Here is a 13302-nt window from a genome sequence, read left to right on the forward strand (position 1 = left end):
GTGGCTGCGTCTTCTGAACGAACCTTGAAGAGGCTACACCATGCTTGTCTGCGCCCAGTGCCAGTTTGAAAACCCCCTCGACCACAAGTTTTGCCAGAAATGCGGCGCATCTCTCACCGAAAAGCCTTGTTTCCAGTGTGAGCAGCCCGTGGCCCTCGGGGCTCTCCGCTGCCCGAACTGCGGCGCGATGACGGGCACGCTGTGGTGGGCGATCGCCGAGGCGACGGGGACTGAGCCGCCTGCGGAGTGGGCCCAGTGGCAGGCGGCCCTGACAGCGCCGGAGGCGCCGCCCCTCTACGTGGATGAGCAGCAGCGCTATCACATCTTGGCGGGACCCCTATCCAAGGACCCCACGATGCTGGAGTTTCGGGTCCACGACCAGCGGCCCCTAGAGCTGTCGCCCTTGGACATGGTGGCCGCTGAGGTGATGTTTAAGCTGGCCCAGGGCCTGGAGAGCGCAGAAACCCTGGACCCGCGCCTGCCGGCGATCGCCTATCCCTACCTAGGCCTCCAAGAAGAGGGAAACTTGGCGGTGCCTATGCTCCAGGATGCCTGGCAATCGCCGGATCAGACGGTTTTGATCCTGGAAGATCGCTCCCAGTGGCCGCGCGTGGCCGAGCAGTGGCAGGAGGAGCAGGCGTCGCCGCTGCAAATGCTCTCTTGGCTCCACGAAATGACGCACCTATGGTCGGCGCTAGAGCCCTGGCAGGCCCAGCAGAGTCTGCTCGATTCAGAAAACCTCTGCCTAGACGAAGATCAGCTGCTGTGTCTGCGTCGGCTGATCTTGACTGAGGGAAGCGAGGCTTTGCCCTTGGCGATCTTGGGGGAGGCGTGGCGATCGCTGCTGAGCCTGTCCCAGCGCACCCAGCCCGGCGAGCTGGGGCTGCTGATCGAGGATATGGTGGCGGGCGAGGTGCTGACGGTGGAGGGGGTGCAGGAGCGCTTGGCGGCGATCGCCCAAAGCCTGCAAGTGCTCCCCGAGACCGCCCCCTGCGCCGAAGATCTGGGCCTGCCGCCCGAACTCCAGCCCGCGATCGCCGCTGACTGGACCGTTGACGACGATGATGATGACGAAGCGACGCGGCCCCTCCTGACCCCGGTGGCCTCTTTCCCAGATGACTCCGAGCTGGACTTCGACGCCGGGGACGACAGCTTTGATGAAATGCCGACAGTTGTTCTGCCTATGCGCCTAGTGGGCCTAGAGGAGAGCGGCCGCACCGACATCGGCCAACATCGCCAGCACAACGAAGACTACTTCGGAATGCAAAGCCAGATTTACAAAATCGAAAGCCCCTCCGGTCAGACGGTGCGGGCCCAGGGGCTCTACATTCTCTGTGATGGCATGGGAGGCCATGCGGGCGGCGAAGTCGCCAGCGCCCTGGTTGTGGAGGTGTTGCGCCAGTACTTCCAGCGCGAGTGGCTGTCGCTGCCGACCCAGGCCTCCGAGGCCTCCAACCGTGGCGGAGGCCTGGGGGAAGACTGGCGTCGCCCTCTACCCGATGAGGACAGCATTCGCCAGGCGATCCACCTCGCCAACCAGGCGGTCTACGACATTAACCAGGCCAACAATTGCTCGGGCAGCGGCCGCATGGGCACCACTTTGGTGCTGGTGCTGGTCCAGGACAACCGGGTGGCCGTGGCCCATGTGGGGGACAGCCGCCTCTATCGCCTCAGCCGCAAGCGCGGCCTAGAGCAGGTCACCCTCGATCATGAGGTGGGGCAGCAGGCGATTTTGCAGGGGGTCGATCCGGAGGCGGCCTACGGTCGTCCGGACGCTTATCAGCTCACCCAGGCCCTGGGGCCGCGGGACTCCAGCTACGTCAAGCCGGATGTGCAGTTCTTTGACTTAGCAGAGGATACGATTTTGCTGCTGTGCTCCGATGGGCTGTGCGACAACAGTTTGCTGGAAAACCACTGGGTTTCGAAGCTGGAGCCCTTTCTGAGTTCTCGAACCAATTTGGACCTGGGCATTAGCCAACTGGTGGACTTTGCTAACGGGTATAACGGCCACGACAATATTACGGCGGTGGCCATTCGCCTGAAGGTGCGGCCCAATCTGGAAGCTATGCAGCGAACGTGACATACTCCTACACCGATACTGACGTATCCGGTGTCGGCTTCTCAGTGACCCCTGGTAACCCATCGGGCGTTTCCTGCGCTTTATTGACGGAATGCCCTACCGCCAAAGACTTGATGTTGATCGCTGCATTGTGGTCATGGTCCAGCGTCAACCCGCACTCAGGACAGGTATGGATTCTGTCCTGAAGTGTTTTTGGCACCTTGACCCCGCAACCAGAGCAGTCCTGAGACGTATCGCTAGGGTTCACTGCAACCGTCAACAACCCGGCTCTTTCAGCCTTGATTGCCAGAGTTTGCAGGAACTGACCTCACCCCGCGTCATTGCTAAGTTAACTTTGCCAGTTTGCTCCTGGCAATGCCTCGAATGTTCAGCTTTTCATGGGCGACATGCTTTCCCTGGGATAAAAGCCTGTTTGCGACCTTGTGGTGAAAGTCCTTGCGCTGATTCGCAACCTTCAGGTGTGCTTTGGCAACTCGCTTAATTGCCTTTTTCCGACGCTTGGAGCCTTTGTTTTTGCGTGAAAGACTGGGCTGCAATCGCTTCAGGCGCTTTTCATCGCATCTTGTGGCGGTGTCACGGTCTCGACTCTCAAGCGATACATTGAGGAGCAAGACTCTCCGACCTGAAGCGAAAGAGATGGTTCATGGCGGGGCTAGTCGGTTCTCGCATCAAACATGGTTCGCTGACTACCCCGTCATGAACGTGCCTTCATCTCACGCCAAATCGAAGATTATGGATGTGAGGCTTCTGGCTGAATTAGCTAACGTTTAGTCAGGATAGGTGAACGTGCGATCGCTGCTTTCGTCGGAAATTGCGTGTGTAGTGGTGCTGACGCTGATTGATTTGCCGGAGCGTCGCCCACTTCAGATGTGGCGTTTTGAAGATGCTCCGGTCATTCGGGTTGGCCGCGCGACGGATAACGATGTGGTGATTTCCCATTCCCTGATTTCTCGCCATCATCTGGAGCTGCGATCGCCCCCGGAGCCCAATCAGCCGTGGCAGCTGATCAGTACTGGCCGCAACGGCACATTTCTCAATGGCTTGCTGACCTGCGGCGGGCCGGTGCGCGATGGTGCCCTGATTCAGCTGGCCCACAATGGCCCACTGCTGCAGTTTCAGCTCGAAATGAAGCGATCGCCGTCCCGCCGCCCGAGGGCAGACTCTCGGGGGCTCGCCCGGGAGGCGATCGCCCCCTCCGCCTGTCGTCACAGCGGCAATCCACCCGGCAACACATTTTGCATTCACTGCGGCTACCCGGTGGCCCCGTTGATGCGCCTGCGCCACTACCAAATTTTGCGTATCTTGGGGCAGGGCGGCATGGGGACGACCTATCTGGCCTGGGACGAGCGCCGGGCGATCGCGGCGATGCACAACCCCACCGAGGCTCTGGTGGTCCTCAAGGAAATGAACGCGGATATGGTCCGCCTGACGAAAGCGCGAGAGCTGTTTGAGCGGGAAGCTCGCGTCCTGCAAACCCTGCGCCACCCCGGTATTCCCCAGTTCTTCGAGTTTTTTGCCGAGGGCGATCGCCAGTATCTGACCATGGAGCTGATTCCGGGCCAGGACTTGGACACGTGGATCCAGCGCCACGGGCCTGTCAGCCTGCCCCTAGCCCTCGACTGGATCGTGCAGGTGGGCTGGATTTTGGACTATCTGCATTGCCTCAATCCGCCGGTGATTCATCGGGATATCAAGCCCGCTAACTTGATGCTGCGTCACCGCGATCGCCGCATTTTCTTGCTGGACTTTGGCGCCGTCAAAGAGAGCGGAACGCCCTGGGCCACCCGCATCGGAGCCGAGCACTACAGCGCCCCCGAGCAGACCCAGGGCAAACCCCGCACCCAGTCGGATCTCTATGCGCTGGGCACCACCCTGGTTTTCTTGCTCACGGGCAAGTCGCCGCGCACTTTTTGCCGCGACGAAGGCACCGGCTATCGACTACGGGCCGAGGAAATCCCTGGGTTCTCGCCCCAGCTCCAGTCGATCCTAATGCGCCTGACGGAGCCCGACCCCCGACAGCGCTACCAAACCGCCCGCGAAGCCATTGGTGCGCTGCAAGCCTGTCGGGAGAGCGGCTAGGTTTTGCAAACGGGCCCAAGTTTCGGCATCAAAAAGCCCCAAAAACTGTTGCCAGTCCCTGGGGCGATCGCGCCTTGGCTCTTTTCAAAAGTGCTCAAGACGCAAATAAACAAACGATCGAACAAAAGATCCTTTTTTCCAAAGTCTCAAAGCTGAAAATTGGCGAATTTCTCGCAGCGATTAGGGAATTGATTAAAAAAGATTTTCGCCTGGTCTTTTATGTCAAATCAGAATCCAACAATTGCAGAGATTGATTATCAGAAGGAAGATCGACAACTACTCTTCTTCTTCCCAGCTTTCAACTGCTAGGAGGTCGCTGATGGGATCTTGCATAGAAAACTCAAACTCTTCTAATTCGCGCTTCCAGTAGGACCATTCATCGCCGTAGAGAAGGGCAATTTTCCAGATGCTGTCGGAGGGCCGAACAATTTTAGACTCAACAAGTGAGCGTACTTGACGCTGAAACTTCACCATCGGGTGAATAACCTGCTGGTTCATCTCACCTCTAGCCATAATTAGGTTTTTCAAATGCTTTGAAGTCGGTAGACTTTTGCTCTCACTACTGCTGCACTTCGTAGATTTCAGCACTGCATGGAGCATCCTATTCCAGTCTCTAACGTTAGCACAAAGTTCTCAAAAAATCATCTTTAGCGCTAGTTATTAGGTTAGATTTGGAGGTTAAATTTTCTAACCCTTAGGGGATAAATCGCCCTAATAGTTGACTCGCAATTTTACGAAGAGCGGGGCTGGGCGAAAGGGTCTGGCGAAGGGCAAGGTAGCCAGCGAGGCTGAGGAGACCGGTGATCAGCCACTGCAAGCCGACTTGGAGTACCCACGAAAATCCCAGCTCCAGAAACGCCTGGGACGCCCAGGCCCCAAACGCCTCCAGGGTGAACAGCTGGCCTTGGTGCAAGACGCTGTAGACGACGGGAGTCCAGGGCAGCAGCCGCAGCGGCCTGCCGACGCGGCTTTCGAGGTACTGGCTGAGGCTGATGTCGAGCTGATCGGTGAGCTGAGCGACCAGCCAATAGTGGGCGGTGGCGATCGCGCAGCAGTCCGGATGGGCCAAATAGTCGCTGCGAACCTGGTTCAAGATGTCGCCGTCGAGGCTGAGGACGGTGCGCAGGACGATGGTGCGGGGGAGTCCGGCGGCCGTCGGTGGGCAGCCACGGGTCGCCTGCGATCGCCGCTGGACGGGGTAGCAGGTGCAAAATGTCAGCCCCGACTGCAAAAACTGGCGATCGCGATCGTCCCAGATCGCGCTCTGTCGAAGCTGGGCAATGCGCTCTCGCGAGAGTAGCAGCGTCTCCTGCTGGGCGATCGCGTTCTGGATGCGCGCCACCGCTTCGGCATCTAGATCAAACATAAACTGCCCCTCCTCACACCGGATGCAGGCTGCAATCAGGCTTAGCGGGCTAGCGGGGGCAAGGTCGTCAGCAGCAGTCGGCGCGTCGGCAACCATAAGCGGCCCCTAGGAGTTCCAGGGCAGTCGCTTTTCGGTGGCTCGTCGTCCACCGCCCACCAAGTTGTGGAGCAGGTCCACCATGAAGCCGAGCAGACCGCGCCACTGCTTTTCGCCGGCCATGACCCCTTCGTTGTGGATCTGCAAAATCACGTCCCGGTGCTCGTGGTCAAAGACCTTTTCGTGATAGCGATTGATCACGTCGCCATCGAGCTGGATGACCGTCTGCGCATAAATCATGTCGTTTTTGGCCAGCTCATCCTCAAAGTCAACCGTAAAAAGAGACTTGGCGCGGGAATTCGGCGTCGCCTGATATTCCTGGAATTGCAAATCAATAACAGCTTTGAGCTCTTTGAGCTTCCGCAGAGAGCGCAAAAACTGGGCATTATAAAATGCCGCTTCGAGCTGCTCGGCGTCGCGCGGGTCGTCTGGATTGGGGAGAGTCTGGCTCTGGCCGTGGCTGACCCACGAGGTGTACTCAATCACCAGTTTCTCGTGCAGCGATCGATAGCGCTGGCGCAGCTCTTCGGGGACTTGGCTCTCTTCGAAGAACGACTCTTGCAGGAAGTAGAGGTGCCGGTAAGCCTCAAAGGGATTGAATTTGTTGCCAGTGATTTGAGAAACCACCATGGTGTTGACTTCTAGGGCGGTGAAGTCTTTGAGGACGTCGCCGAGGGAAGTCAGAAACTGGCGCAGGCGGTCTTCTGGCTGCTTGCCCGGTGGCTCGACAGGCGTCGCGGGCCGGGTGCCAACGGGTTTTTGGGCGGGGCGACTGGTAGAACGGCTGTTGGGACGACGGTTGGTCACGGCTCTGTTTCTCCTGGCGGCCTGGGGGCGATCGCGCGAGGGTGCGCGCTGCCAATGGGTTGATGGGAGTGTACAGCAATTTTTGCCGCTGTGCAGCGCAGGTTAAAGATTTGAGAAAGCAAAGGCCTGCAAAGGCTCAATTTGGGAATTGCAGTCGCCCAAAAAACGGCGATCGCCCCAACATAAAAAGCCTTGCAGGCCCTCTCAGACTGTGCTCAAAGCGCTATCCAACCGAAGAAAACCAACCCTACGGATTGGAGGGTGGGTCAGGCTCAATGGGCGTAAAGTCGGCGAAGGGGTCCTCTTCCTCGGCAAAGGGATCATTGTCGGCGAAGGGGTCGCTTTCTAGACTCTCGGTGTTGCCCCAGTCAAGGAGCGCATTGTCTGCGTCCTCCGATCCGGTGTCGTTGGCAAACAGCGATGCCAGCGGATCGAGATCCTCGCCGATCGCCCGGTCTTCTGCGGGAGCTGCATCGGCCATCAGGTTCTCGTCAAATAGAGCGGCGATCGCCTCATCTTCATCGGGACTCCCCAACTCAGGAGGCGCTGATGCTGGCGTTTCCAGATCGAGATCTTCGAGCCCCTCAAAGGCCATCTCGTCTTCCTCGAAGCCGATCAGATCAGAGGGCGCTGTCGCTGGCGTTTCCAGATCGAGATCTTCGAGCCCCTCAAAGGCCATCTCATCACGGTCAAACTCAGGCGCTGCCGTTGGCATGCCTAGGTCGAGATCCTCTAGAGACTCTAGCTCTGGAGCTGCGTCTGATTCGCCAAAGGCATCGTCCCCAAAGACGCTGGCGTCAAAAGCACTCTCGTCAAACGCTGCGGCGTCAAAAACCTCCTCATCTAGGACGTTTTCGTCAGACGCCTGCTGGGCGAAGTCCTCGATTGCAGCTTCGTCGAGGCTCTGTGAGAAGCTTTCGTCGAGGCTCTCAGGGGCTGCTGACTCGGGCATTCCCAAATCTTCGGCAGAACTAGTGTTGAGATCTGCGAAAAAGTCCGGCGTATCGGATGGCAGTGTCTCCACCGGCTCTGACAGCTCTAGGGCAGGGGCTGAGAACTCGGGCAGCGTGTCGGTAAACAGCGCGTCTGGCTCGAAGTCGCGATCGCTCCCTTCCTCAGCCTCCCCTGTCTCGCCGCTTTCCTCGGTCGTCAGCGGAACATCCCCAAAAATGTTGTCCAAGATGGCCGTTTCGTCGCCATTGAGCTGCTCGTAGGCCTCCGGCACTGGGGGATAGCTGGTTTCTGGCATTTCGGGCTCTTCCCACAGAGAAGTCGCCAAATCGGCATCCCCTAAGTTGGCCTCTTCGTTTGCGGCGCTGGCCGTTGAGTCCAGGTTGCTCCAGGGATCTTCTAGCTCTTCCTCAACAAACCTCTGCGGCACCGAGGCGCTCTCTGAATCCGAGAAGGACGGCACAGTTTCTTCTTCGGCTCCTATGGCTTCTAGGGATGCCATGATGTCAGCGTCGGAGACTTCTTCTTCTTGCAGCTCATCGAAGGCTTCGTCTTCGTCGCTGCTCCACGGGTCGCCGATGGCGGCCGGAGCCGGGCTCCCAATGGCGCTGAGGTCAGCCATGACGCTGTCTTCGGAGACCTCTTCCTCCTCGAGTTCTTCGATCGCGTCGATCGCTGGAACTGGCTCCGCGTCCTCAGGCTCCTCGAGAGAATAAAAGTCTTCGAGGCCCGCAAAGGGCTCCTCGGCGCCCTCGCTCAGAGGTTCTTCCTCTAAGACCTCGGCGCTGGCAAAGGGGTCGAGGTCTGGAAGGTCTAGCCCTTCAAGCTCTGCTTCTTCGAGGCCCGGTTCTTCGAGTTCTGCTTCTTCAAGCTTGATATCTGCGAATTCTGCTGCGAGGTCAGGGGCCGATAGTTCTGCTGCGAGGCCAGCCGCAGACCCCTCGGGCTGGGCTGCCTCGTCCCAGCTCAGATCGGGCTCCTCGAAGTCCAGGGGGGCTTCTTCTGCGAGATCGCCCAGCAGGAGGTCGGGCGCTTCGCCAGTCTGCTCTGTGCTGCCTGGGGCCTCTTCGGGTGCGGGCAGCTCGAGCTCTGACAAGAAGCTTTCGGCGGGCAGGCCTTCGTCGGCGGGAATCTGGTTATCCCACAGAGCCGCTGGTGCAGCGGTTTCCTCAAGGGCCTCGTCTGCTAAATCTAGGTCTCCGAGTAGATCGGCGGAGGCTTCGGGCGCGCGATCGCCTTCGAAGGGCTCCAGCGCGTTCCCGTTGCTGCTGGCCGCGTCAGGAGGAGACAGAATGGCGTCGCCGAGGACCTCTGCCCCCAGCGCGACCCCAGCGCCGCCGATCGCTGCCGCCGCGATCGCCTCGGTTGTCCAGCCGCCTGCCTCTAGATCCGCCGCGTCCAGGGACGTCACCGGCGGGCCTTCGAGCTGCGCTGTCTCAAACAGACTGGGATCAAAGTCGTCAATAATCCTGGGTGGTTCGGGACTCAGGGGGCTGAGCGTCGGGCTGGCAGGGGTGGCCGCTTGAACGATGGCCTCTGGCTGCCAAGGTGTCTGCAAGGGTGCCCCACCTGGAATTTCAGGGAGGTTGGGCGAGGGACTGGTCCCAAACTGAGGCATCGGTCGTCGGGGGCGATCGCGACTCTCCAGGCGATCGCGCCAAACCGCTGCATCAAAATCTGGCTGGGCCATCTCGACCAGCATGCCAAACAGCGTGCGCAGACTCGCCAAATTTTGGCGAATAATCTCTCGGCCTTCCTGCACCTGATTTAGGTGAAAATTCTTGAGCGCCGCATACCGGCTGTTGCCCAAAAACTGACTCCCGACCTCATTTTCAATATCGCCATCCACCAAATTGATGCGGGTGCGCATCCGGTGACCGGGCCGTGCTTGGCCGCTCTCTTCCGGCGCCAGCCCCATTTGCTCGCTGGTTGCCACCCAGGTCGTAATTTCTAATTCGATCGCTTCCCCAAAAGCAATCTTAATTGCATCGCTTAGATTGCCAGATCTTAATTCTTGTTTGAAGTCGTCGCTTTTCGCCATGACGATCCCTCGGTTGAGTCAGTAGATAAAGCGCCCCGCGCTCAAAAATAAATCCCTGAAAGGTTCATCAAACCTCTCAACTAGCTATTCCATCCATTGATGGGGTCAGCGATCGGGGTTGCTGGCAAAGCGCCATTTTGAGCTTGAGGCTCTAGCAGCGGCCGATTCTCTTCGGCCCGCTGTAGCTGCTGAAGCGAATAGGTCAGGGTGCCAAAAATTTCCTGTAAGCTTTCTAGATTTTCTTGCAAAATTGCGCGACTTTCTTGAACCCAACCGAGATGAAAGTCGCGGAGTTCTTGATAGGGACCCTGCTCTAAAAACTGACTGCCAATTTCATTTTCGATGTCGCCATCTACGACGTTAATGCGGGTCCGCATGCGGGAGCCAGGCATCGCGGCGCGATCGCCCTGTTCGGGGCTCGAAACCCAGGTGGTAATTTCAAGATGAATCGCTTCGCTAAGAGCCAGTTTGAGAGCGTCGGAGAGATTGCCGTCTCGAATTTGCTGCTTAAAATCGTCGCTAGCTGCCATATCTAAAAAATTCTCCCTATCTTCAGACCAGTATTCCCACGGATTGCCCCGCGACTAGCATCAGCGTGACTGTCTGAAATATTGCTTCTCAAAGCAACCGGCGAATCTCATGCGATCTCACTGCGACTCGAGACTGCTCAGCGGTAGGATGGTTACCGAAATGTCACTCCGTTGCCCATAGGAGTCTGGAATTCATGGCGTTTTTGTCGCAGGAATCAACCCCGGAACCGATTGTCACTAGCCAGTCTATCGGCGTCGCAGTGGTCGGGACAGGCTTTGGTGAAAAAGTTCACATTCCTGGATTACAGGCTCATCCGAGGACGCAGCCGGTGGCAATTTATCATCGCGATTTGGCCAAGGCGAAGGCGATCGCGTCTAAATATGAGATTCCCTACGCCAGCGATCGCCTCGATGAAATTGTGGCGTTGCCGGAGGTGATGGGCGTGTGCATTTCCACGCCGCCGTTTTTGCACTACGAGATGGCCCGCACCGTCCTAGAGGCGGGCAAGCATCTGCTGCTCGAAAAGCCCACCACCCTGCGGGCCGAAGAGGCTCGCTGGCTGCGGGATTTGGCGCAAAAAAAGGGCCTAGCGACTGCGCTGGATTTTGAGTTTCGGTGCGTGCCGGCGTGGCAGCATTTTCATGCTCTGCTCCAAGCGGGAGTCGTCGGTACCCCGCGCCTGATCAAGATTGACTGGCTGGTGCCGGGACGCGCCGATGCCCAGCGACCCTGGAACTGGTATTCTCGCCAAGACCAGGGCGGTGGCATGTTGGGGGCGACGGGCTCCCACGTGTTTGACTATGTGCGCTGGCTGTTTGGGCCGATTCGGCGCTTGTCGGGGCGGCTGTACACGGCGATTCCGGCGCGCCCGGATCCGGTGTCTGGAGAAATGAAGGCGGTGGACGCGGATGATACCTGTGCGCTGTCCCTGGAACTGCTGGACGGTACGCCCTGCCAGGTGTCTTTGAGCTCGGTGACCTATCAGGGGCGCGGTCACTGGGTGGAGGTGTATGGCGATCGCGGCACGCTGATCTTGGGCAGCGATAACCAAAAAGACTATGTCCATGGCTTCCGCCTGTGGCAGGCCGCTGCGGGAGAGCCTTTGACGGAGGTCGAAATTCCGGCGGCGATCGCCTTTGAGACGACCTATCCCGATGGGCGCATTGCGCCCTTTGTGCGCATTCTCGATCGCTGGGTTCAGAGCATGGACCAAGGGCAGCCGGTCGCGCCCACGCTCCAAGAGGGACTCTATTCCCAGCTGATCATGGACTTGGTCCATGAGTCCCACCGGCGCGGCGTTTGGGTCGAGGTGCCTTTGGAAGACGCTCGATCTTGAGGGGATGGAACCTGAGGAGTATGGCGATCGCCCCGAAAAGCGCGATCGCCAAAAACACCTGAAAGCCGAGGCTTCCAGACTTCCAAGGTCTATTAAATCTTTGAGAACGGAGAGGGAGGGATTCGAACCCTCGTCAGGCTTGCACCTGAAGCGGTTTTCGAGACCGCCGCATTCAACCACTCTGCCACCTCTCCAACAGGAGGCTCCGCTCTTCAGTTGGGCTGTCTCACATAGAGGCAACCGGCTTCCTACGACAGGAAGCGATCGCCATTGTAACGCCCCTGGGGAGTTTCACCAAGTCCCTGCGGCAAACTGTTTTTGGTTTTAAAGCGCAGACGCCTCGACGCTGTCGCTCTCGGCGCGGCCCGCAAAACCGGCCTGGGGCGTCCATTGCAGCGCACCGTCTCGTCCCGTCCAAAAGAACGGAATATTGCTGTTTTGGAGCTGGGCGATCGTGTAGTCCGAGAGCACATTGCTAGAGGCGATCGCCAGCTTCGGGCGCAGCTGCGTGAGCAAGCTAGGCGCCAGTTCGCGCCCAGACCACCACAACACTTCCACTGGTGTCGCAGATCGGCCCTGCTCCAAGATGCGCGCCTGCTCGGTCTGGCGCAAATCTCCCAGCAGGAGCCACCGCCGATCCGCGAACCGCAGCTGCCACACCGTAGGGCTGGCCTGGAGTAGCTGCATCGTAGCGGAGTTCATTTGAATGTTGCTGCCGGGCGTCACAACCCGAACGTTTGCGAGAGTTCCGGAGCTTGGAGACGAGGGTGCTGCGGGTTTAGCGCCGCTGTAGAGCTGCTTGATCGCCACAAACTGATTGACCTGGCTCCAGCCTTCGCCCATGGCCTGAGGATCAGTGGCGATCGCCCAGTCGATCTGATTAATGCCGTTTTGCTGCAAAAAGGGCAACACCGTAAAGCGCGCCGTGTCGTCATCCCCGCTATTGATCAGGGCCACTTTGCCTTGATCTTGAATCACCATCACCGGATATCGCCCTGAGGCCAGCACCGTCACCTGGACCAGCTGCTGCTGAAGCTGCCAGATGGGAATAAAAACTGCCGCGATCGCCGCGATCGCAGCCAAAGCCCATCGCTTGCGCCACCAGGGCCACAGCCACACTACGCCAATCAGGCCGTACAAAAGCGCTAGCTGCACCAGCCCAATTTGTCCCGTTGCCCAGGCAGACCCTGGCATCTCCCCAAAAAATTTCACCAGCCCCAGCAGCCACTGAATCGGGTAATGGGTGAGGCCGGCGATCGCGCCTCCCGCTGCCGGAATCGCCAACGCCACCGCCGCACTCACAATGCCCACCGTGCTCACCACCGCCACCAGCGGGCTGACCAGCACATTCACCAGCACGCTATAGGGCGAAACCACCCCAAATTCGTACAGCTGCAGCGGAATCGTCCAAATATAGGCTGCGACCGGCACTGCCAAAATCGAGGCGATCGCGGGCGGCAGCCAATCCAGTCGCTTCACCAAAGGCGGCACCGTCACCAGCAGCCCCAGCGTCGCCAAGAAGCTCAGCTGAAAACCCAGATCCCACACCCAAATCGGCTGGAACAGCAGCAGCACCGTCGCCGCCATCAGCAGCGTTCCCAAAGATTTGGTTTTGCGTCCCAAAACCAGCGCCACCAAAGCTCCAGCGCCCATGAGCGCCGCGCGAGCCACCGACGGCTGGATGCCGGTCAGCCCCACATAGGCCAACAACATTGCTGCACCCGCGACGAACTGCACCCTGGGCCTGAGCCGCCGCGTCAAAATCAGCACCCAGCCCAGCAGCAAAGACACCTGAAAGCCAGAAGCTGCCAGCACGTGGGCCAATCCCACCTTCGCAAACTGGTCCCGAATGTCGTACGGCAAATCCACTGCCCGACTACCCAAAACCATAGAACTCACCAGTGGCCCCTCGGGGCTGCTGAGCCACTGCACCTGAGAGCGCACAATGCGCTGGCGAATCTTCCACCAGCCCCAAGAGCGCTCAGGGGTCTCTTTAGGCAGCGTGATTTGGCGAC

Annotated in this window: 9 protein-coding genes, 1 tRNA gene and 1 pseudogene (1 of these 11 cut by a window edge); 3 read left to right on the plus strand and 8 right to left on the minus strand. The window is 59.0% G+C overall.

The features are described from left to right. The first annotated feature begins 40 nt into the window (after window positions 1-40). Window positions 41-2080, plus strand: a complete 2040-nt coding sequence (locus GEI7407_RS01765; RefSeq protein ID WP_015170413.1) for a serine/threonine phosphatase — start codon at window positions 41-43, stop codon at window positions 2078-2080. Window positions 2081-2087: 7 nt separating this feature from the next. On the opposite strand, the pseudogene GEI7407_RS01770 reads toward GEI7407_RS01765, so the two are convergent. After that, a pseudogene (locus tag GEI7407_RS01770) lies at window positions 2088-2634 on the minus strand (RNA-guided endonuclease InsQ/TnpB family protein); the annotation flags it as partial. A gap of 232 nt (window positions 2635-2866) precedes the next feature. Here GEI7407_RS01770 and GEI7407_RS01775 point away from each other — a divergent pair. After that, a complete protein-coding gene (locus GEI7407_RS01775; RefSeq protein WP_015170414.1) occupies window positions 2867-4159 on the plus strand; it encodes an FHA domain-containing serine/threonine-protein kinase in 1293 nt (430 codons plus the stop codon). 276 nt (window positions 4160-4435) lie between these two features. Here the strand turns inward: GEI7407_RS01775 and GEI7407_RS01785 are convergent, their stop codons facing one another. The 5 genes from GEI7407_RS01785 to GEI7407_RS01805 form a co-directional block, all read right to left on the minus strand. Continuing rightward, the gene (locus tag GEI7407_RS01785) at window positions 4436-4657 is read right to left on the minus strand and encodes a DUF4327 family protein (protein ID WP_041268601.1); all 222 of its coding nucleotides are present in this window, start codon (window positions 4655-4657) and stop codon (window positions 4436-4438) included. Between the two features lie 196 nt (window positions 4658-4853). After that, window positions 4854-5621, minus strand: coding sequence for a hypothetical protein (locus GEI7407_RS01790; RefSeq protein ID WP_150109705.1), 768 nt, complete (start codon window positions 5619-5621; stop codon window positions 4854-4856). 9 nt (window positions 5622-5630) lie between these two features. After that, complete coding sequence (locus GEI7407_RS01795; RefSeq protein ID WP_015170417.1) at window positions 5631-6428, minus strand: hypothetical protein; 798 nt, start codon at window positions 6426-6428, stop codon at window positions 5631-5633. 247 nt (window positions 6429-6675) lie between these two features. Beyond that, on the minus strand, window positions 6676-9315 hold the full coding sequence (locus GEI7407_RS20875; protein ID WP_150109706.1) for a hypothetical protein: 2640 nt from the start codon (window positions 9313-9315) through the stop codon (window positions 6676-6678). A gap of 185 nt (window positions 9316-9500) precedes the next feature. Next, complete coding sequence (locus GEI7407_RS01805; RefSeq protein WP_015170419.1) at window positions 9501-9950, minus strand: hypothetical protein; 450 nt, start codon at window positions 9948-9950, stop codon at window positions 9501-9503. Window positions 9951-10144: 194 nt separating this feature from the next. Between GEI7407_RS01805 and GEI7407_RS01810 the strand changes: the two genes are divergently transcribed. Further along, a complete protein-coding gene (locus tag GEI7407_RS01810) occupies window positions 10145-11287 on the plus strand; it encodes a Gfo/Idh/MocA family protein (protein ID WP_015170420.1) in 1143 nt (380 codons plus the stop codon). Between the two features lie 107 nt (window positions 11288-11394). On the opposite strand, the gene GEI7407_RS01815 is transcribed toward GEI7407_RS01810, so the two are convergent. Together GEI7407_RS01815 and GEI7407_RS01820 are read right to left on the minus strand one after the other, a co-directional pair. Beyond that, window positions 11395-11481, minus strand: a tRNA-Ser gene (locus tag GEI7407_RS01815). A gap of 130 nt (window positions 11482-11611) precedes the next feature. After that, window positions 11612-13302, minus strand: the 3' portion of a protein-coding gene (locus tag GEI7407_RS01820) for a ComEC/Rec2 family competence protein (protein WP_223294467.1). The gene runs 610 nt beyond the window's last position; only the last 1691 of its 2301 coding nucleotides appear in the window; its start codon lies off the right edge, out of view; it ends in the stop codon at window positions 11612-11614.

The sequence above is a fragment of the Geitlerinema sp. PCC 7407 genome (assembly GCF_000317045.1).
Classification (GTDB): Bacteria; Cyanobacteriota; Cyanobacteriia; order PCC-7407; family PCC-7407; genus PCC-7407.